The organism is Okeania sp. SIO3I5 (assembly GCF_010672085.1).
Taxonomy (GTDB): Bacteria; Cyanobacteriota; Cyanobacteriia; order Cyanobacteriales; family Microcoleaceae; genus Trichodesmium.
In genome coordinates this window covers 1-20,975 of the sequence record NZ_JAAHHT010000020.1, presented here as the reverse complement: position 1 = coordinate 20,975, position 20,975 = coordinate 1, and the positions used below count along the sequence as shown (strand labels likewise).

The 20,975-nt window shown below is 37.9% G+C and carries 15 protein-coding genes and 1 pseudogene; 6 read left to right on the top strand and 10 right to left on the bottom strand.

Annotated features, from left to right (window positions below; genetic code table 11):
- Positions 1–59: 59 nt before the first annotated feature.
- The 5 genes from F6K40_RS07305 to recF form a co-directional block, all read right to left on the bottom strand.
- Complete coding sequence (locus F6K40_RS07305; RefSeq protein ID WP_293133487.1) at positions 60–728, bottom strand: hypothetical protein; 669 nt, start codon at positions 726–728, stop codon at positions 60–62.
- Positions 729–761: 33 nt separating this feature from the next.
- On the bottom strand, positions 762–1,610 hold the full coding sequence (locus F6K40_RS07300; RefSeq protein WP_293133484.1) for a pentapeptide repeat-containing protein: 849 nt from the start codon (positions 1,608–1,610) through the stop codon (positions 762–764).
- Between the two features lie 281 nt (positions 1,611–1,891).
- Complete coding sequence (locus tag F6K40_RS07295; RefSeq protein ID WP_293133481.1) at positions 1,892–3,421, bottom strand: glycoside hydrolase family protein; 1,530 nt, start codon at positions 3,419–3,421, stop codon at positions 1,892–1,894.
- 401 nt (positions 3,422–3,822) lie between these two features.
- Positions 3,823–4,221: a photosystem II protein Psb27 gene (gene psb27, locus F6K40_RS07290; RefSeq protein ID WP_293133478.1), complete on the bottom strand. Its 399-nt coding sequence runs from the start codon at positions 4,219–4,221 to the stop codon at positions 3,823–3,825.
- A gap of 315 nt (positions 4,222–4,536) precedes the next feature.
- Positions 4,537–5,709, bottom strand: a complete 1,173-nt coding sequence (gene recF, locus F6K40_RS07285; protein WP_293133475.1) for a DNA replication/repair protein RecF — start codon at positions 5,707–5,709, stop codon at positions 4,537–4,539.
- A gap of 27 nt (positions 5,710–5,736) precedes the next feature.
- Between recF and F6K40_RS07280 the strand changes: the two genes are divergently transcribed.
- Complete coding sequence (locus F6K40_RS07280) at positions 5,737–6,051, top strand: hypothetical protein (RefSeq protein WP_293133472.1); 315 nt, start codon at positions 5,737–5,739, stop codon at positions 6,049–6,051.
- A gap of 188 nt (positions 6,052–6,239) precedes the next feature.
- On the opposite strand, the gene F6K40_RS07275 is transcribed toward F6K40_RS07280, so the two are convergent.
- The 3 genes from F6K40_RS07275 to F6K40_RS07265 form a co-directional block, all read right to left on the bottom strand.
- Entirely contained in the window at positions 6,240–7,841 is a 1,602-nt protein-coding gene (locus F6K40_RS07275) for a B12-binding domain-containing radical SAM protein (protein WP_293133469.1), read from the bottom strand.
- 585 nt (positions 7,842–8,426) lie between these two features.
- A complete protein-coding gene (locus F6K40_RS07270; protein WP_293133466.1) occupies positions 8,427–11,036 on the bottom strand; it encodes a hypothetical protein in 2,610 nt (869 codons plus the stop codon).
- A 590-nt stretch (positions 11,037–11,626) separates the two neighbouring features.
- The gene (locus F6K40_RS07265) at positions 11,627–11,794 is read right to left on the bottom strand and encodes a hypothetical protein (RefSeq protein ID WP_293133463.1); all 168 of its coding nucleotides are present in this window, start codon (positions 11,792–11,794) and stop codon (positions 11,627–11,629) included.
- A 618-nt stretch (positions 11,795–12,412) separates the two neighbouring features.
- Between F6K40_RS07265 and psaA the strand changes: the two genes are divergently transcribed.
- The 4 genes and pseudogenes from psaA to F6K40_RS40680 form a co-directional block, all read left to right on the top strand.
- Positions 12,413–14,674, top strand: a complete 2,262-nt coding sequence (gene psaA / locus F6K40_RS07260; protein WP_293133460.1) for a photosystem I core protein PsaA — start codon at positions 12,413–12,415, stop codon at positions 14,672–14,674.
- A 284-nt stretch (positions 14,675–14,958) separates the two neighbouring features.
- On the top strand, positions 14,959–17,175 hold the full coding sequence (psaB, locus tag F6K40_RS07255) for a photosystem I core protein PsaB (RefSeq protein WP_293133457.1): 2,217 nt from the start codon (positions 14,959–14,961) through the stop codon (positions 17,173–17,175).
- A gap of 427 nt (positions 17,176–17,602) precedes the next feature.
- Positions 17,603–18,088 (top strand): type IIL restriction-modification enzyme MmeI, encoded by a 486-nt coding sequence (locus F6K40_RS07250; RefSeq protein ID WP_293133454.1) that lies wholly within the window; start codon positions 17,603–17,605, stop codon positions 18,086–18,088.
- 24 nt (positions 18,089–18,112) lie between these two features.
- A pseudogene (locus tag F6K40_RS40680) lies at positions 18,113–18,289 on the top strand (hypothetical protein); the annotation flags it as partial.
- 21 nt (positions 18,290–18,310) lie between these two features.
- Here the strand turns inward: F6K40_RS40680 and F6K40_RS07245 are convergent.
- On the bottom strand, positions 18,311–18,487 hold the full coding sequence (locus F6K40_RS07245) for a hypothetical protein (protein WP_293133451.1): 177 nt from the start codon (positions 18,485–18,487) through the stop codon (positions 18,311–18,313).
- A gap of 77 nt (positions 18,488–18,564) precedes the next feature.
- On the opposite strand from F6K40_RS07245, the gene F6K40_RS07240 reads away from it, so the two are divergent.
- Entirely contained in the window at positions 18,565–20,442 is a 1,878-nt protein-coding gene (locus F6K40_RS07240; protein WP_293133448.1) for a class I SAM-dependent DNA methyltransferase, read from the top strand.
- Positions 20,443–20,548: 106 nt separating this feature from the next.
- Here the strand turns inward: F6K40_RS07240 and F6K40_RS07235 are convergent, their stop codons facing one another.
- On the bottom strand, positions 20,549–20,686 hold the full coding sequence (locus tag F6K40_RS07235) for a hypothetical protein (protein ID WP_293133445.1): 138 nt from the start codon (positions 20,684–20,686) through the stop codon (positions 20,549–20,551).
- Positions 20,687–20,975: the final 289 nt, after the last annotated feature.

Here is a 20,975-nt window from a genome sequence, read left to right as displayed (position 1 = left end):
GTGCTTAAAACGAGTAATTGTCTCTATTTCCTAAATAAATAAGATGTTTTTGAGGTCAATTAATTAACCTCAAAACATAAGGTTAGGCAAAAATGTGGACATTGTTGCGTCCAAGGTTGACCTAAAATTCCTGTTCTTGCTCCAACATTAATTGCTAAAAGAGCCGGCGCATCTATTTTTATATCTTCGCTATAAACTAAATCTCCCAATTCAATAAATGGGATAACTGCATCTAAATACTTCAAGGTTTCTCTCGGAGTTTTGGCATTATTAATTTCTGCACTTCCTACCCTCATAATTAAGTCGCCTTCCCCAATAGGGCGACTGCCAAGTTTAGCAGAAATAACACTACCATTTTCCAATAACATTTTTTCTAAAAAAACACCGCGCAAAGGCTGAGAAACGTTGAAACTTTCTTGAGCTTTTTGATTAGTTAATCCCGCTTTATAACCAACTACCGGACCGAGACTTTTACTAATTTCTACTACAAACTGATTTTGAACTTTTTGTGCTTCGGGTAAAGTTAGATTTACTGTTGTTTTGACTTGAGTTTTTTCGAGGTAATTCTCTACTAGATTTTCTACGAACTGGGAATTATTATCTGGAGTAACTGTAGATGGAGAATTTTTGTCCGAAGTTTCTGTTTCTGGAGGAATTTTTGATGTTTCAAAAGTGCAAGCTGAAAGTAATGATATTGAGAGTAAAATAAGGTATTTAGAGATGTGCATAATTGTTAGTTTTTAATAAAATTTTGTTAGTCTTTATTCCCATTTAGAACAATCAGGAGGATTTTTAGGATCGGAATCTTTATCTTGTTCAATTTCTTTTATTCTATCTTGGTTAGCTTGCTTATCTAAAGGAACCCATTTGTTGTCAACTATTTTACTGCTTACATAAGTCGCTTCTTTCCAATTGCAGGCTAATTTTATTTGTGTATTACTGAGGTTAGCCAAAAAAAGGTTGGCTCCATTGAGCTTAGTTCCACCAAAGTTAGCTCCACTAAGGTTAGCGGCAAGCAGGTTAGCTCCACTGAGGTTAGCTTCAAAGAGGAAAGATTCACTAAGGTTTGTAGCAAGTAGGTTAGCTCCACTAAGGTTTGTAGCAAGTAGATTAGCTCCACTAAGGTCAACTCCACTGAGGTCAATTTTACTAAAGTTAGCTCCACTTAAGTTAGTTTTATTAAGCTGTAGACCAGATAACGAAAATTTATCTTTATATAACCGTTCTACAGCAGTTCTTACAACACCAGATTGATCGCCTTTACCATCATTAATAATAGTCCAGGTAGAAAAAAGTTTATTTTCTTTTCGTTCTTCTAAACCCGTTAACCAGCTCACCAAACTAACAATAATAGCAACATTAGTAAGCAAACTAAAAATATCTAAAATTGCTGAATTTTTTAACAGATAATGTATATCTTCTAAAAACTTCTCAACAGGAGTTGTTTCCCACCAATCTGCAAAACGCCTGATTAATCTGGTTTGTTTTTCAGAAGTTTTTTTGTTAGGAGATTGAATGTTTGGAGGAAAATAAAAACCTTGTTGTCTCAGCTTTTCTATTCTTTCCTCTAATTTTTTTTCCTTTGATGTTCGTTTTCTCTTCCTTTTCATAATCTCGATCGCTGATATACTAATCCTAAATGATTTGTGAAAATTTGTGCTTGGGTTTGGAGACCAAACCCCTACAATAAAATAGGCGTTGCTGAATACTGGGATGATTGAGGCTGACACGGGGACACGGAGACAAGGAGACACGGGGATTATCCTCGATCCTTTCTAACAAAATCATCCCACAATTATGCAATGCCATAAAATATTATAATCTATTTAGCAGGTAGGGACGTTGCATGCAACGTCCCTACAGATTATCCAGATTTGAGATAATTCTATTTTCACAACCGACAAGACTTCCGCAGGCGAGTTTCTTCAATATGTTGCCAACCATAAGAAAAATGACTAATAGCATTAATCTGAGGAGTCGCCTTCCTAATAGCTTGCATTTGTATTTCCAAAGAAGGACGATTTTTAAAAGGTTCTCCCCAAGTACCAGCGATCGCCGGAATAACCGCCACCCCATTAGACGCCATACTCAAAACTCTCTCCACTTTAGAAACAATACAACTAGCGTCGCGATCGCCACAAATTGCATACGCCATCGGATGCCATTCCATCGAAGTCGGAAATTGATCCCAAGGTTGGAGGCGAGAGTCAAAACCATCATTCTGTATTCTCCTATTTCCACCAGGGAAAAATACAGCACCAGTAGACAGACCTTTTTGCTTTACTGGTTGAGTCGCCACCTGGAGAAAATCTAATATTCCTTGAGCAGCATGAGCAATACTCAATTCCCAAACCTGCGTTCCCGAACCTCCTTTCGGTAGTTTGTCGCCATTACCAGAAGGTGAAAAGAAACCTTGCCATTTCGGAGACTCCCTGGAAGAAACAGCATAAATATCTCCAGAAGTAACATACCCCTTGTCTAAAAATCTTCTAATTAATTCCTTTCCCGCTTCATTTTTCGCCCGTTGCAACAGCACATTCTGAGAAGCTTCACCATATATCCATAAATCTTTTACGTCATCCGCTACAGAGTCACCCCCCACTCCCCGCAAATAACGAACGTAGTCGAATAAAACTCCTTGAGGTTGGCGTTTTAACACCTCATTCACCATAACGCTATAATCTTGACGTGCTTCCGGACTGTAAGGATCTACGAAAGTATGGAAAGCATGACTCGCACCTAACTGGTTATGTAAACTAACATTATCTGGAATTACATCCAGGGTTGTTTGACCTTTGCCATTACGCGCTAATGCTTGTTGACGGTTCGGTAGTTGGGAATAAGTGTACCCGAAGTTCATGGTAAATACCCAAGCATAAGCACGCAAACCTCTATCTCGTGCTTTTTTCAGACTCTCAGCTAATAGATCGACATTTTCATAACCAGGTACGCGGAGTACCGACGGCCAAACCGTGGGGTTATTTGCTGCCGGTAAAAGCACTTGTCCGTCATAGAAAGCTTCTATGTATACTTGGTTATAGCCATAATTAACAACTTTATCTAGTATCCTGTCAATTTCTCCCCGTCTAATATCACAAGGATATATTCGTAACCAAATACCTTGAGTTCTCGGCCAATTTCTGATGCGACAATTGTTAACTTCTCGACTATGTTGAATATGAATATCTTGATATTGTTTTTCTGCATCTTTATTTCCTGCTAAAACTGCTTGGCGAAGATTTTCTTTTTCGGCGATCGCTTCTGGTGACAATCGACAATAAATGTCTGTTTGTGCTTGTACTTTTTCCGGAAACCATAAAAAGGAATTGACTGCCAGACTCAATAAAATAGTTCCTAAACTACTTATCTGGAAACATTTTTTAGTTTTAATTTTTGTCAAAAAAGTAGAATATTTTTGCATAATATTAGTTTGATAAATGTTTACTACAAATACATAACTGACACAGACGAAACCAGAAATTTAGTTTTTTTTCTAGATTTAGATTATACATTTCCAATAGTAAAAAATAGGGTTAATTATAGCACAAAAATCATCATCAATTATTTCCTCCTACTCCCTATTCCCTACTTACTCTAATCAGACAAATAAAATCTAGTTAAACAGCCATAATTATAATGAACTATTGTTCATAATTTATGGCTAGTTCAACTAGAATGGAGGAGGTCAGTTATCAGCTTTAATTACTTTTAAAAATTGAGAAATTTCTGGGAAATTTCTATGTGTTATTTGTGCAGCATTTCCACAGGAAAAATTTAGTCATAAATTAATTCTGACTTCTGACTTATAACTTGCGCGTAGCTCTATACTCCACGCTTTAAAGCAATTTCTACTTGTTTAAATTCTTGTTCTAAACGTTTCTTTAATTTCTCTGGTACAGGACGATTTGGATAAGAACTATAATGTCCTGCTAAAGAATTTAGAGCAGTTCGCATTGTGGTAAATGATGGTAAATTAGCTGTAGAATCATCACGACGATAGCGAGATGCATAGTCATTAATTATTTGACGTGCTGTTGCTTGAGCTTCACTCTTAGCTTCTGTATTTTCTGGTAACTCAATAGCTGTTCTTAAGCTGCTGATTAAGTTTAATGTATCTTCGGGATAATTTCCAGTTAAAATTGAAGAGTTATTAGAACAACCCATCAAACCAATAGCACAAACTAAAACTAAGGCTAATAGACGAGAAATAAAACGTTTCATGGAACTTTCTTTTTTACTATGGTATCTGACTTATTATGGATTATCTCATAGTTTGATTTGACTTGGGATTTTCGTATACAAGACTTACGCAGAACCTCCATATCTAGTAGGGGCGATTCGCGAATCGCCCCTACAGATGGTGTGTGATTTAATATTTTGCCTCAGTCCTGAGTTATGGTTACTAAAAAAATGTTTTTTATCACAGTTTTTCTTTTTTGTCAAATTAAGGTAGAAGGGTTAGAAATAAATTGAAAAAGGATACTTTATCTCCCCACCCTTCCCACACTCGCCAAACTTTCCACACTCTCCTACTTCCTAAAAATCAAAGAAATAACTAATCTTCCCCGACTGTACCGAAAGAATTTGAGTATCCTGTAACCACTGCCCATCAAAACACCCCAAATGAGTAGTAGTAATTAAAGTTTGAAAACGATTAGTAATTGCTTCTAACAATTGATTTTGTCGATGCAAATCTAATTCTGCCAAAACATCATCTAACAACAACAAAGGCGGTTCATTCACCACTTGCTCAATAAGTTGCAATTCAGCTAATTTCAAAGCTAATACCAAAGTCCGCTGCTGCCCCTGAGAACCATATTGTCGCGCTGGAGTATCATTAATAGTAAAAGTTACATCATCCCGATGGGGACCTACTACCGTAGTACCTTGATATTGTTCAGCGATCGCTCGTGCTTTGATTTTCTCTAAAAAAGCTTGACGTACTCCCTCCAAACTCTCCTGAAGAATTAACTCTTTACTATCAACAGTGACATTTGCTAAATATTCCATTTGTAAAACTTCTATACTCCCACTAATAGCACGATGCCATTCAGTCGCCAAAGGTGCCAACCGCTGTAAAAGTCGCTGTCGTCGCCGAATTACTCGCGCTCCAGTAGTTGCCAACTGAGCATCCCACAAAGCTAACTCCCCAGTTGGAATAGAATATAACGAACCAGTAGTTTCTGCTGCGATCTTTTGTTGACGAATTTTCTTTAATAAAGCATTTCGTTGACGGAGAACTTGATTATACTGTTGGAGAATATGAGCATAAACAGGTTCTAATTGCACCAAAAGTCGGTCTAACCAATTACGTCGTACTTCTGGTCCACCTCTGACCAAATCTAAATCTAGACTAGAAAAATGAACCACGTTCAGAATACTTAAAAAGTCTAAATGGCGACGTAAAGTTTCACCATTAACTGCGACGGTGCGTTTACCTTGACTCCGCAGAGTTAGAGTCAAGTCAATATTTCCCAATTGTCTTTCTAAAGATGCTTTAATTTGACCTGCTGGTTTGCCATCTAGGATTAAGTCGCGATCGCGAATTGCTCGATGAGACTTAAGAGTAGAAAGTAACTCTACTGACTCTAGTAAATTAGATTTTCCCTGAGCATTATCTCCCACCAAAATTGTTTTGGCAGCATCAAATTTAACTTCCTGGTCTCGATAGTTCCTAAACTGTCGTAAATGTAAATGTCTCAGGTACATAAAAGAGGAAATTAGGAGGTGTGGGAAGTGTGGGAGGTGTGGGAGGTGTGGGAAGTGTGGGAGGTGTGGGAGGTCTGGGAAGTGTGGGAAGTGTGGGAAGTGTGGAAAGTGTGGGAGGTGTGGGAAGTGTGGGAAGTGTGGAAAGTGTGGGAAGTGTGGGAAGTGTGGGAGGTCTGGGAAGTGTGGAGGGAAAACTATACCGTTTCATGGAAGTCAAATTCACTGAAGTCAAAAGGCGTGATTTTATCTACTAAAAACTTTGACAAGACAATAGTTTCGGGCAGTTATTTGACATTTAAACAGGATTTACGCAGGCAAACCCAGAAACCCGGTTTCTCGTAGATGTTTATTGTCAAAAACAATGATTTACCGTAGAAACCGGGTTTCTTTGCGTAAGTCCTGTTAAAGTTTGAAACTATTTGCGACATCCTTAAAGTGAATTGGTCTCAGTTTTTATTAATCCAACTTGCGTATCTTCCCACACTCCCCACCCTTCCCACACTCCCCACCCTTCCCACACTCCCTTACTATTAAGCTACTTCTTCTTTAACCTCCTCTTCCTGACTTCTAACTTCTTCTTTAATTACACTCAACTTTTTATTCTCAGCTAAATATTGAGCTAACTGCGCTTCAATATTCTCTTTGACAATATGACGATACTCATAAAAATGTTCGATATGAGCAGAGGTACTAATATAAGCTGTCAAAACACTGGGATTATGTTTTTTGATACTAAACAAATGATGCCAAAACTTCCAACGAGTTTTCCGTTTTATTCCCTGTCGCCAGCAAATAATTAATAACGCTCGCAACTCCATCCAACTTGGCATTTTTGCAACACCTTGAGCAGTGGGACTTCCCATTATAAGAAAATGCCGATAAGTTCGATCTAAAAATTTTTCCTGGTCATATAATTGCCAAAATGCACTTACATATTCCCTGGCAATATCTTCTATTGGTCTGGTGGGGATAAAATTTGTCAGCGTTACTTGATTAATATTAGCACCTTTATCTAAAAGGCGACCTTCCTTTTTTAGACGATGCCAAAGTGCAGTATTTGGTAAGACTTGCAACATACTAAACATGGCAGTGGGAATAGTCGTCTCTTCCACAAATTTAACAATGCGATCGCCTGCTCCTGGTTTTTCTCCATCGAAACCGATAATAAACCCTGCCATTACTCTGATACCAGATTTAATAATTTTCTCTACTGCTTCATTGAGAGGGTTACGATTATTTTGATATTTATGAGTTAACTCTAAACTATCTTCATCAGGAGTTTCTATTCCCAAAAATACTGCTCTAAGATTAGAATCTACCATTAACTGCATTAATTCTGGATCTTCTGCTAAGTTAACGGAAGCTTCGGTAGTCATTTTAAATGGATATTGATGTTCTGCTTGCCAAACTTTTAACTCTTTGAGCAACAACTTAACATTACGCTTGTTGCCAATAAAGTTGTCATCCACCATAAATAGAGAACCACGCCATCCTAAATCGTATAAACAATCTAACTCAGCTAATAATTGTGCTGGCGTTTTTGTACGGGGTTTACGACCATACAAAACAATAATATCGCAAAATTCACATTGGAACGGACAACCACGGGAAAACTGAACCGACATAGATTCATAATATTGCATTTCCAATAAATCAAATCTGGGAATAGGAGTAGTTGTCACATCCGGTTTATTTCCATCTGCACGGAAAATACCGTGAGTTTCCCCACGCTGAATAGCATCAATAAACATTGGCAAAGTAATTTCCCCTTCATCCAAAATCAGAAAATCTACACCACTGTCCAATTGTTCCTGGGGTAATGCTGTCGGATATGGACCTCCGCAGGCCACTAATTTATGACGTCGTTTTGCTTCTCGAATCTGGTCATGAAAGTCTTCTTTTTGGACAATCATGGCCGAGAGTATAACTAAATCTGCCCATTCCCATTCTGCTTCTGTGACTGCCCTAACATTTCTATCAACTAATTTATATTCCCATTCCTGGGGTAAGATTGCTGCTACGGTTACTAACCCTAACGGAGGTAGCATTACTTTGCGATTTATCAGTTCCAGAATTTTTTCAAAAGACCAGAAAGATTTGGGAAATAAGGGGTAAATTAATAGGACTCGCATTAAATATTAATTCCTCACATTAGGATTAAATGTCTATATAAACAGACTCAGCCTAACTTTAACGTTATTAAGTTAATTTCGGCTATTAATTAAACATTAATTCTTGATTAGAGGAGTCTAGAGTCAGAATTCAGGAATCAGAATAATTTTAGTTTTGTAAAATTTACTTATTATTTTGTCAAATTTATTTATTATCAATAACCAAATATAGCTTCTAATATCAAATCCGGTAGTATCGGTATAAAAAAGCAGAGAAACCGGGGAAAGTATTAAATGTTCTACACTTACTGAGATCGACCTTCCACAAACCCGGTTTCTTATAATACTCTGAAGCAAGCAGATTTGATATAACTCCTGACGACTTATTATAGTAATTTTTCTAGGATATATAGTTTGGAATACGGCAAATAATTTGTTGGGTTTCGTTGCCTCAACCCAACCTACAATTTAAGTTAATTCAAGTTAGCAATAGCTTGTCGCACTTGCTCAACCTCTAATTCTCAAACTTCAGTAATTTCTTCAACAGAAAAACCTTTCGCTAATAAGCGAGGAAGTATTTTCAAGTTTGCTTGTTGCTCCGTTTCCTCAATCAATTGAATCAAGAATATTTTCAGATTCAATTTTTTGAGTAACATCTGATGCCGAATCATCACTTTCTAGTTCATCAAAATCCACAACAAGTTCAGATTTTTCCGGCATTATTTCTTCTGCTTCTACTGAATCAAGAATATTTTCAGATTCAATTTTTTGAGTAACATCTGATGCCGAATCATCACTTTCTAGTTCATCAAAATCCACAACAAGTTCAGATTTTTCCGGCATTATTTCTTCTGCTTCTACTGAATCAAGAATATTTTCAGATTCAATTTTTTGAGTAACATCTGATGCCGAATCATCACTTTCTAGTTCATCAAAATCCACAACAAGTTCAGATTTTTCCGGCATTATTTCTTCTGCTTCTACTGAATCAAGAATATTTTCAGATTCAATTTTTTGAGTAACATCTGATGCCGAATCATCACTTTCTAGTTCATCAAACTCCACAACAAGTTCAGATTTTTCCGGCATTATTTCTTCTGCTTCTACTGAATCAAGAATATTTTCAGATTCAATTTTTTGAGTAACATCTGATGCCGAATCATCACTTTCTAGTTCATCAAACTCCACAACAACTTCAGATTTTTCCTGAATCATTTCTTCTGCTTCTGCTGAATCAAGAATATTTTCAGGTTCAATTTTTTGAGTAACATCTGATGTCAAATCATCACTTTCTAGCTCATCAAACTCCACAACAAGTTCAGATTTTTCCGGCATTATTTCTTCTGCTTCTACTGAATCAAGAATATTTTCAGGTTCAATTTTTTGAGTCAAATCTGATGCCGAATCATCACTTTCTAGTTCATCAAAATCCACAACAACATTAGATTTTTCCGGCATTATTTCTTCTAATTCTATAGTAGTTTCTTCTTGATAATCTTCATTTTGATCAATAGAGTAATCTTCCATTGATTCAGTAACTTCTTCTAAATTTGGAGTTAGGTTAGAAGTTTCTGGCAGAGGCATTTCTTTGACTGACTCTTGTCTAGGTAATTCGTCTACTATTTCTAGTACATTAGAAAGCTCATTTTGCTCAAGTGAGTCTTCAGTTTCAGATTCTTTTGTAACATTTAAACTTTCTTCTGAAGTTGGTTCTGTCAGTTTGTTAATGAGTTGATTTATATCTTTAAATCTATTTTTAATCCAATTTGTTGATATCTCAATTTTTTCTTTCAGTGCTTGTATTTTTTCAGATTCAATAGCTTGGGTTGGTTCAACCAAAGTTTCATCAACTTCTAACTCCTCATCAGTAGTAATTTCTTCCGATATTGGTTCAACCAAAATTTCATCAACTTCTAACTCCTCATCAGTAGTAATTTCTTCCGATATTGGTTCAACCAAAGTTTCATCAACTTCTAACTCCTCATCAGTAGTAATTTCTTCCGATATTGGTTCAACCAAAGTTTCATCAACTTCTAATTCCTCATCAGTAGTAATTTCTTCCGATATTGGTTCAACCAAAGTTTCATCAACTTCTAACTCCTCATCAGTAGTAATTTCTTCCGATATTGGTTCAACCAAAGTTTCATCAACTTCTAACTCCTCATCAGTAGTAATTTCTTCCGATATTGGTTCAACCAAAGTTTCATCAACTTCTAATTCCTCATCAATAGTAATTTCTTCTGTTTCTGAAGTAGTTTCTGGTTGTGATTTCTCATAGATATATTCCCGATCAACTATACTAAGTGCTTCTTTAAGTGAAATTTCTCCTCGAATTATTTTACTAAGAGTATCTTCCCCATCTGGTTTATAGGTAATCAAGCGAACAGTATTGTTATAAACATTATTAACTGGATTACCCGATTCATCAATATATTCTAACTTCACCCAATTTTTTCCTGGATCAAACCCTTGTAAATATATTGGTTCCCATCCATCGGTAATAAAACTGGTTCCATTAACAGTAACACGAATACCCCAATCAGCTATTTCATCTTCAGAATCTTCTCGCGCTACCGAGTGCAATGGTGCATTAGTTAGGTAGTAGTCAATCATAATAGGTTCTGCACCATAGCTACCTACCGGACTATTATAAGTTAACAATGGTAAGTCGGGAGCAGGATCATTATTTGCGGTTTTGGTAAAGATATGAAACGTAGTTTGAGCGTAAGCACCTTCATTCTTAAAACTTTCATCCCACGGACGACAAGCAAAAACTCTGAGAGTATGAGTACCTGGTTCTAAATCTGATAGTACAATCGATTCATCAAGGTTATAGATTTTTGTGTAATGTTGATCGTCTAAGATTACTTCTACATAAGGTCCTAAGTCTAAATCTGACTTGAATATAGGTAAGTCTTTGACCTGAAGTTGCACACTAATATCGTTGTCTTCAAATATTTGGTCCGGTTGCGGACTTTGTATTGCCAGTTGTGGTTTGTATATGTCGATCGCTTGACGCAATTGTTGAATTATTTTTGGTGGGGAAACTTCAGATATTTTAGAAGTAGTAGAAGTAGCTACAGATTTTTCCGAACCAAATTTTGATAATTCTGGGAGGCGATCGCTACAACTAACTAAACCAGATATTAAAACTACTGTAATTAGGAATGTGATAATTTTTCTGAGATATTTTGCCTGCAAATTTATGCCAAACACTGATGATACTCCTAGAAATTGATAGTTAACAGTCAACTACCGCACACTAATCTTCGATATAGTGTGGACTTGATTCTGCCGTCCACCGCAATTCTGCAAACCTCAAAAGACTTGCAGCTTTGGTTTCATTCGACGAACCATTAGGGGTCGCTTGTTCAGATATTTCTCTTCCTACTCAATCTTGCAATTATAATAGTGGGAGACTTCTGTCAAGCTAGTTGAAGTTTTTTTCTATTGTTAATGATAATTTTATCAGTGAATTAGCTAATACCAAGACTCTTAACTATGCCATAGGTTTCTAACTTCACTGTGAAACGCACTCTCACAAATCAAAGTTTATCAACTTTTTTGATACTTATTTTTTATACTCCACATTCCGCACGTCAAGCTGTAACATTAAAAGTAGTATAAACCTTGGGAGATTGGTAATTATCTATACTGTATAAATCATATTCATTGACCTTTCTGTTAAGTCAAATCCACCAGTAAAATATTAAGCATAAAGACTCAATGGAGCCAGATGATTAGCTAGAATCATTCTCTACTGACTACTGTACGGGCGAATGGCCATTCGCCCCTACGACTACTGACTACTTGCAGTTGATATTACATTTTGAAGTTACGCAAGTTGCATGAATAAAAGCGGACTTTTCTCCAACACTCCCCACACTCCCCACACTTCCCACACCTCCCACACCTCCCACACTTCCCACACCTCCCACACTCCCCACACCTCCCACACCTCCCACACTTCCCACACCTCCCCACCCTCTCCTACTTTTTTCTCTGGTGATAATAAATTGACCTTGCATTTTTAAGGACTAAGAAGATGGACATCAATAGCTTAGGAAAATGTAAAAATGTCCTTATAGACCACAGTCAAGTTTTCCAAAGCGTTCAAGCTTGAGTTTATAGCAGTCGAATATTGGGCGCGGACATTTATAAATCCTGTTTGCGGAGCATTTCCCTATAAGAAAAACCCTTTGACAGCTTACTATTCCCTATTCCCTATTCCCTAGCGCCTAGCGCTATAGTAATATTTTCGGCGATATTTCTTGACTTTAATAACATAGTTGTGATAATTATGAAACGCCATATAAAGAAATTTTAATAATTGTAAACATACAACTTAAAGTTCTTAAGCAAGCTTATAATCACCTAAAGAAGTTCACACTTACATTAAATCTATGTATTTGTGAGATTTTTGCCAAAATATGATGTATTTTTGGTAAAAGCGAGGAGTATGATGTTGCACTCCAGAAAAAAGCAGTTAAAAGCTGTAAACTTGTGAAGGATGTTGACAATTCTTTACAACTTTTATTAGTCTTTACAACATCAATAATTTAGTAAATTGTCTTTGGGAGAGGAGAGTCTTTATGACCATAAGTCCTCCAGAGCGCGAGGCCAAGGTAAAAGTAACTGTTGATACTGACCCCGTACCTACTTCATTTGAAAAGTGGGGTAAACCCGGTCACTTCAGTCGTTCTTTATCTAAAGGACCAAAAACCACTACCTGGATTTGGAACCTTCATGCTGACGCTCACGACTTTGATAGTCATACTTCAGATTTAGAAGATGTATCGCGCAAAATCTTCAGCGCACACTTTGGTCACCTGGCCGTAATCTTTGTTTGGTTAAGTGGCGCATATTTTCATGGCGCTAAATTCTCCAACTATGAAGCTTGGTTAGCAGATCCTACAGGAATTAAACCAAGCGCTCAAGTTGTCTGGCCGATTGTCGGCCAAGGAATTTTAAATGGTGATGTTGGTGGTGGTTTCCACGGAATCCAAATCACCTCTGGATTATTCCAACTATGGCGTGCTTCTGGAATAACCAATGAGTACCAACTATACTGCACGGCGATCGGTGGCTTAGTAATGGCAGCACTGATGATGTTTGCAGGTTGGTTCCATTATCATAAGAAGGCACCTAAGTTGGAATGGTTCCAGAACGTGGAATCAATGATGAACCACCACTTAGCAGGTTTACTAGGTTTAGGTTGCTTGTCTTGGGCAGGTCACCAGATTCACGTTTCTCTGCCTATTAACAAGTTGTTAGACTCTGGAGTAGCACCAGCGGATATTCCTCTACCCCATGAGTTTCTCTTTAATAAAAGCTTGATGGCAGAGTTGTACCCTAGTTTTGCCAAAGGCTTAACTCCATTCTTTACATTGAACTGGGGTGAGTATTCTGACTTCCTAACCTTTAAAGGTGGTTTAAACCCTGTAACTGGTGGCTTATGGTTATCTGATACAGCTCACCATCACTTAGCACTAGCTGTATTATTCATTGTTGCTGGCCATATGTACCGGACAAACTGGGGTATTGGTCACAGCATGAAAGAAATCCTAGAAGCTCATAAAGATCCACTTCTCATCGGTGGTCAAGGTCATAAAGGTCTATATGAAGCTTTAACAACTTCCTGGCATGCTCAGTTAGCAATTAACTTAGCAATGATGGGTTCCCTCAGCATCATTGTGGCGCATCATATGTATGCAATGCCACCATATCCTTATATTGCTACTGACTACCCAACTCAGTTATCCCTATTCACACACCATATTTGGATTGGAGGATTTCTGATTGTGGGAGCTGGAGCTCATGGTGCTATTTTCATGGTGCGGGATTACGATCCAGCCAAGAATGTTAACAACGTGTTGGATAGAGTTATTCGTCACCGCGATGCAATTATCTCTCACCTGAACTGGGTTTGTATTTTCCTAGGCTTCCATAGCTTCGGTTTGTACGTCCACAACGATACAATGAGAGCTTTGGGTCGTCCCCAAGATATGTTCTCTGATAGTGCGATTCAATTGCAGCCAATCTTTGCTCAGTGGGTACAAAATCTTCATGCTTTGGCTCCTGGCAACACTGCTCCTAATGCTTTAGCATCTGTTAGCCCAGTTTTTGGTGGCGACATAGTAGCAGTAGGTGGCAAAGTAGCAATGATGCCAATAACATTGGGTACGGCGGACTTTATGGTTCACCATATTCATGCCTTTACAATCCACGTTACAGCTTTGATTCTTCTCAAAGGTGTACTGTATGCTCGTAGCTCTCGTCTAATTCCAGATAAGAGTGAATTAGGCTTCCGTTTCCCTTGCGACGGTCCTGGTCGTGGTGGTACTTGTCAAGTTTCTGGTTGGGACCATGTGTTCTTAGGTCTATTCTGGATGTATAATTCTCTGTCAATTGTAATTTTCCACTTTAGCTGGAAGATGCAGTCAGATGTTTGGGGAACAGTAGCCTCAGATGGTACAGTAAGCCACATTACCTACGGTAACTTTGCAGAAAGTGCAATAACCATAAATGGTTGGTTGCGTGACTTCCTGTGGGCGCAAGCTTCAAATGTAATTACATCCTACGGTTCAGCTCTGTCTGCCTACGGTTTGTTGTTCCTAGGCGCACACTTTATTTGGGCATTTAGCTTAATGTTCTTATTCAGTGGTCGTGGTTACTGGCAAGAGTTGATTGAGTCTATTGTTTGGGCTCATAATAAGTTAAAGGTTGCTCCAGCAATTCAGCCTCGTGCTTTAAGCATCACCCAAGGTCGGGCAGTGGGCGTAGCTCACTATCTCCTAGGTGGAATCGCTACAACCTGGGCATTCTTCCTGTGTCGAATAATTGCAGTAGGATAGAATGTAATAGCATTTTAAGATTCTTCCTTGGGGGTTGACTTATCCTCAATCCCCAGCTTAATCTGTCAAAGGATATCGGATTATGAAATGCTAATACAAAACGACAGTGGGTCTCATGGTTGCTGTCTGTGAAAGCTCAAATATTAGCGAGCTATTGAAGCACAGAGCTGTTACCGGTGAGGTTAATACAACTACCGTTGTAACGTTTACGATTTAACGGTGGGAAAACCCCACTAAAATCTAAATTCTCTTAACAATATCTCCGAGACTTAGATAAAAGATTTATGGCCACAAAATTCCCAAAATTTAGCCAAGACCTGGCACAAGATCCAACCACCCGTCGGATATGGTATGGGATTGCTACAGCCCATGATTTTGAAACCCACGATGGCATGACAGAAGAAAATCTTTACCAAAAGATTTTTGCTTCTCACTTCGGCCATCTAGCAATCATTTTCCTCTGGACTTCTGGTAACCTATTCCATGTTGCCTGGCAAGGAAACTTTGAACAGTGGATTAAAGATCCTCTGAATGTACGTCCAATCGCTCACGCGATTTGGGACCCTCAATTCGGTCAAGGTGCTATAGATGCCTTTACCCAAGCTGGAGCTTCTAGTCCAGTAAATATTGCATACTCTGGTGTTTACCACTGGTGGTACACCATCGGCATGAGAACAAATGGAGACTTATATCAAGGTTCTATATTCCTCTTGGTATTAGCATCCTTAATGCTCTTTGCTGGTTGGTTACACCTCCAGCCCAAGTTCCGTCCTAGCCTACAATGGTTCAAAAACGCTGAATCCCGCCTCAATCACCACTTGTCAGGTTTATTCGGTGTTAGTTCCTTAGCTTGGACTGGTCACTTGGTTCACGTTGCAATTCCTGAATCTCGCGGACAGCACGTTGGTTGGGATAACTTCCTGACAACTTTGCCTCATCCAGCAGGTTTAGGCCCGTTCTTTTCAGGAAATTGGGGTGTTTATGCTCAAAATCCTGACACTGCTAACCATGTGTTTGGTACTTCCGAAGGTGCGGGAACGGCAATTTTGACTTTCTTGGGTGGTTTCCATCCTCAAACTGAGTCCCTGTGGTTGACTGACATGGCTCATCACCACTTAGCGATCGCAGTTATTTTCATCATCGCCGGTCACATGTATCGGACAAACTGGGGAATTGGTCACAGTATCAAAGAAATGCTGGATTCCAAAGCTGGCTTAGTTGGTGGAAAGAGTCAAGGTCAGTTTAACTTGCCTCACCAAGGTTTGTATGAGACTCTCAACAACTCTCTACACTTCCAGTTAGCTTTAGCTCTAGCTTCTCTTGGTGTAATTACTTCCTTAGTAGCACAGCATATGTATGCTCTGCCTCCTTATGCTTTCATAGCAAAGGATTACACTACAATGGCTGCACTTTATACCCATCACCAGTATATTGCTGGTTTCATCATGGTAGGTGCATTTGCTCACGGTGCGATTTTCCTAGTACGGGATTATGATGCAGAGCAAAACAAAGGCAATGTGCTGGATCGTGTATTACAGCACAAAGAGGCAATCATCTCTCACTTGAGCTGGGTCTCTTTATTCTTAGGCTTCCATACTCTAGGTCTTTACGTCCATAACGATGTAGTGGTAGCTTTCGGCACTCCTGAAAAGCAAATCTTGATTGAGCCAGTATTTGCTCAGTTCGTTCAAGCTGCTTCCGGGAAGGCTTTATACGGCATGGATGTGCTGTTGTCTAACTCTGATAGTCTTGCTTCAAGTGCTGGTGCTGTATGGTTACCAAACTGGTTAGAAGCTATCAATAGTGGTACAAACTCTCTGTTCTTAACTATTGGACCTGGAGATTTCTTGGTTCACCATGCGATCGCTCTAGGTTTGCATACAACTACTTTGATTTTGGTTAAAGGTGCGTTGGATGCTCGTGGTTCTAAGTTAATGCCAGACAAGAAAGACTTTGGATACGCATTCCCTTGCGATGGTCCTGGTCGTGGTGGTACTTGTGATATCTCTGCTTGGGATGCCTTCTACCTATCTATGTTCTGGATGTTAAACACCATTGCTTGGGCAACATTCTACTGGCACTGGAAAAACTTGTCTGTATGGCAAGGTAACTTAGCTCAGTTCAATCAATCTTCGACTCATTTAATGGGTTGGTTCCGCGATTATCTGTGGCTAAACTCTGCTCCATTAATTAACGGTTATAACCCTTATGGAGTAAATAACTTGTCTGTTTGGGCTTGGATGTTCTTATTTGCACACCTAGTTTGGGCAACTGGTTTCATGTTCCTCATCTCTTGGCGTGGTTACTGGCAAGAGTTGATTGAAACTATTGTTTGGGCACATGAGCGTACTCCTCTAGCTAACTTAGTTCGCTGGAAAGATAAGCCTGTTGCTCTTTCTATCGTTCAAGCTCGTGTGGTAGGTTTAGCTCACTTTACGGTGGGCTTTGTCCTGACTTACGCGGCGTTCTTGATAGCCTCGACTGCTGGTAAGTTTGGTTAACTTTTAGAGATTAGCTGAACTCTAGTTTAGTAGATTAATTAGATTGAACCTCCTACCTTTTTTTGGTGGAGGTTTTTTTTGTTTGTTAGAATATTAGGACTGGGAGAATGGGGCACACACAGATTTGGCCACGGATGTACGGATTAGATGGATTAGATGTTGTATAGCCATCAGAAATGATTTGTGAAAACAACTGTAGGGGTTTGGTTTCCAAATCCCTTTTTTGGTAAGGTTGGGAAAATGGGGCACACACAGATTTGGCCACGGATATACGGATTAGATGTTGTATAGCCATCAGAAATGATTTGTGAAAAAAGCTGTAGGGGTTTGGTTTCCAAATCCCTTTTTTGGTAAGGTTTGGAGACCAAACTCCCCGTAAAATATTTCAACCTAATTTAGAGCTTTAAAAAAGAAAAGAGGAATAACGATGATGTCAGCTTCTACCGAAAACCTCCACAATTTTGTCATTTTCTGTCAACAACACATCACTGGAAACGAAAAAGGAGAAGCACAAATATTTTTAGACCGCTTTTTTCAAGCATTCGGACATCAGGGAGCAATAGAAGCAGGAGCTACCTACGAACAAAGAGTTAAAAAAGGCAGTAAAAAAGGTAATACAGGTTTTGCTGATTTAGTCTGGAAACCACGGGTTTTAATAGAAATGAAAAAACGTGGAGAAGACTTAAATAAATACTATTCCCAAGCATTTGATTATTGGATACGCTTAATTCCTGATCGCCCCAAATATGTCATACTTTGCAACTTTAACGAATTTTGGATTTTTGACTTCAACACTCAATTATATACTCCAGTAGACTGCATCCCATTGACACAAATACCTCAACGTTCTGGTGCTTTTACCTTCATGGAAATAGCCAACAGGCAACCAGTATTTATAAATAACCAAGTCTAAGTAACAGAAACAGCAGCAAAACGGATGGGGCAGCTTTTTCAAGAACTTCAAGAAAGAGGTAAAAAACAACAATTATTTAATCAGTTTGACGCTCAAAGGTTTGTATTGCAATGTGTTTTAGCAATGTTCGCTGCTGATAGAGGAATGTTACCCGAAAATTTGTTGATTTCTTGTGTTCAAGACTGCTTAAAAGGTGGCAATTCTTATGACATTCTTGGTGGATTATTTCGTGAAATGAATCAGTCTGGAATTACACCTACTGGACGTTATGAGGGAGTAGATTATTTGGTAGTCCTGCTGAGGAATGGCGAAGATACATAAGTTTTGTAATTTCTTCCCACACGAACCAACTTCCCACACCTCCCACACCTCCCACACCTCCCACACTCTCTCTACCATTCCTCAGCACCACCACCGATTATTTTAATGGAGGTTTATTTTCTGATATTCATCCGATAGAGTTAACAAAATCGGAATTGACTATTTTAGAAGCTTGTGGTAGGCAAAATTGGAGTCAAATTCGCCCGGCAATTTTTGGCAACATATTTGAAGCAGCAACCGATAAAGAAAAACGTCATAGTTATGGAATTCATTTCACTTCTGAAGTTGACATAATGAAAATTGTCAGACCGACTATTAGTAAATTTTGGGAGGAAAAAATTGAATCAGCGACTACTATTAAAGAATTAAATAAATTGCAGCTTGAATTACAAGGTTATCGAGTTTTAGATCCTGCTTGTGGTTCGGGAAATTTTCTTTATATTGCTTATCAAGAGTTGAAAAGAATCGAACAATTATTGTTGGAAAAAATTGCTAGTCGTCGCCGTTCAGAAAGGCAACAAATGGAGATTAGTTTTGTTACTCCAATACAATTTTATGGAATAGATACTAATCAATTTGCTGTGGAATTGGCGAGAGTAACTTTAATGATTGCTCGGAAAGTTGCTATTGATAAATTTGGGTTAACTGAAACTGCTTTACCTTTGGATACTCTTGATCAAAATATTATTTGTCAAGATGCTTTATTTAGTAAATGGCCGGAAGCCAATGCTATTATTGGCAACCCTCCTTTTTTAGGTGGAAAACATATCAGATTAGCTGTTGGAGATGAGTATGTTGATAGAGTTTTTGAACAGTTTTCTGATGTGAAAGATTCTGTGGATTTTTGCTGTTATTGGTATCGACTAGCTCACGAATATTTAGGAGAAAATGGTAGAGCTGGGTTAGTAGGAACAAATTCAGTTAGTCAGGGAAAAAGTAGAGTCGCATCTCTAGATTTTATTACTCAAAATGGTGGTTATATCCATGAAGCTATTTCGACTCAACCTTGGTCTGGGGAAGCAAAAGTTCATGTTAGTATTGTTAATTGGAGTAGGCAAAAACCAGAATATTACTATTTGGATAATCAAAAAGTTAGTCAGATTAATTCATCGTTAACTTCAACTATAGATGTTTCTGGAGCAGTTAAGTTAAAGGCTAATAAAAATCAATGTTTTCAAGGGGTAATTCCTGTAGGTAATGGTTTTATTATTACTGAGGAATTAGTAAAAAAATGGATTGAAGCTGATGCTAAAAATCAAGATATTTTGAAACTATTTTCTATGGGTAAAAATTTAGCTCAAAATCCATTAGGTAAACCTGAAAGATGGATTATTGATTTTAATGATATGAGTTTAGAAGATGCTAGTAATTATAGTTTACCTTTTGAATATATTAAAACTACAGTCAAGCCAGAAAGAGATAACAATAGAGATAGTAGAGCTAGGAATTATTGGTGGCAGTTTTTGCGTTCTCGTCCAGCAATGAGAAAAGCGATCGCTCCTTTATCATATTATTTTACAGTGCCAAGAGTTTCTAAATGGGCAGTCTTTTTACAAGTACCTATTAAATGGCTACCTGGAGACTTAAATGTTGTTGTTGCTTCAGATGATTTCTATATTCTTGGCATACTTACATCAAAAATTCATCGTCTCTGGATTCAGGCTAAAAGTTCAACTCTTAAAGGGGATATTCCCTACACTCATAATACCTGTTTTGAAACTTTCCCATTTCCTCAAAACCCTAGTCAAAAATTAGTTCAGGAAATTCGCCAAACCACCCAACAATTACACCAATCCCGGACAGAACAAATGAAACAAAAACAGTGGGGAATAACTCAACTTTATAACCAATTTTTTACCGAATCTACCAGTCAACTATTTAAACTTCACGCTCAACTAGATGAGTTAGTAATACAAGCATATAAATTTAATAAGAATGACAATATTTTGGAAAAGATTTTACAATTCAACTTAGAATTAGCAGCAATAGAAAAACAAGGTAAACAAATAGTCGGACCTTGGTTTCCCAATTAAATTTACTAGACATCTCCGATCATCAAAAATCAAATCAATTATCGTGTATAAATCATCAATTATTTCCCACTACTCCCTCTTTTTCGGAGAGGTCTACTGTATTTGACTAAAAGAAACCATCAATACTAGATCCGGCAAAAATTCCCTCTGTTTGTAATGTCAACTGTAAATTATTAATACCAAATTCAGTTGCTTGACTACCAATTTTAATCAACTGAGTACCCTCTGGAATCGGAATATTCATACTATTAAAAATACTAAAATTATTCAGCATAGAAAAACATTAAATTTTCAGCTTTTCCAACCAATACTTCACCTTTTAACATTACTTAATATTTGTTTGTAGATATTTTTAATATAGCTAAGAAAGAGTTAGCTCTTGACAATTACTGATGATGAATCTAAGACTAGGAAATGTTTTTCATGCCTGTTCCCTGTTCCCTGTTCCCTACTTAATATTTGTTTATAGATATTTTCAATATAGCTAAGAAAGAGTTAGCTCTTGACAATTACTGATGATGAATCTAAGACTA

Coding starts and splice junctions, on each gene's coding strand:
- F6K40_RS07305 (WP_293133487.1), bottom strand. CDS start 728: ATGCACATCTCTAAATACCTTATTTTACTCTCAATATCATTACTTTCA.
- F6K40_RS07300 (WP_293133484.1), bottom strand. CDS start 1,610: ATGAAAAGGAAGAGAAAACGAACATCAAAGGAAAAAAAATTAGAGGAA.
- F6K40_RS07295 (WP_293133481.1), bottom strand. CDS start 3,421: ATGCAAAAATATTCTACTTTTTTGACAAAAATTAAAACTAAAAAATGT.
- psb27 (WP_293133478.1), bottom strand. CDS start 4,221: ATGAAACGTTTTATTTCTCGTCTATTAGCCTTAGTTTTAGTTTGTGCT.
- recF (WP_293133475.1), bottom strand. CDS start 5,709: ATGTACCTGAGACATTTACATTTACGACAGTTTAGGAACTATCGAGAC.
- F6K40_RS07275 (WP_293133469.1), bottom strand. CDS start 7,841: ATGCGAGTCCTATTAATTTACCCCTTATTTCCCAAATCTTTCTGGTCT.
- psaA (WP_293133460.1), top strand. CDS start 12,413: ATGACCATAAGTCCTCCAGAGCGCGAGGCCAAGGTAAAAGTAACTGTT.
- psaB (WP_293133457.1), top strand. CDS start 14,959: ATGGCCACAAAATTCCCAAAATTTAGCCAAGACCTGGCACAAGATCCA.
- F6K40_RS07250 (WP_293133454.1), top strand. CDS start 17,603: ATGATGTCAGCTTCTACCGAAAACCTCCACAATTTTGTCATTTTCTGT.
- F6K40_RS07245 (WP_293133451.1), bottom strand. CDS start 18,487: ATGGTAGAGAGAGTGTGGGAGGTGTGGGAGGTGTGGGAGGTGTGGGAA.
- F6K40_RS07235 (WP_293133445.1), bottom strand. CDS start 20,686: ATGAATATTCCGATTCCAGAGGGTACTCAGTTGATTAAAATTGGTAGT.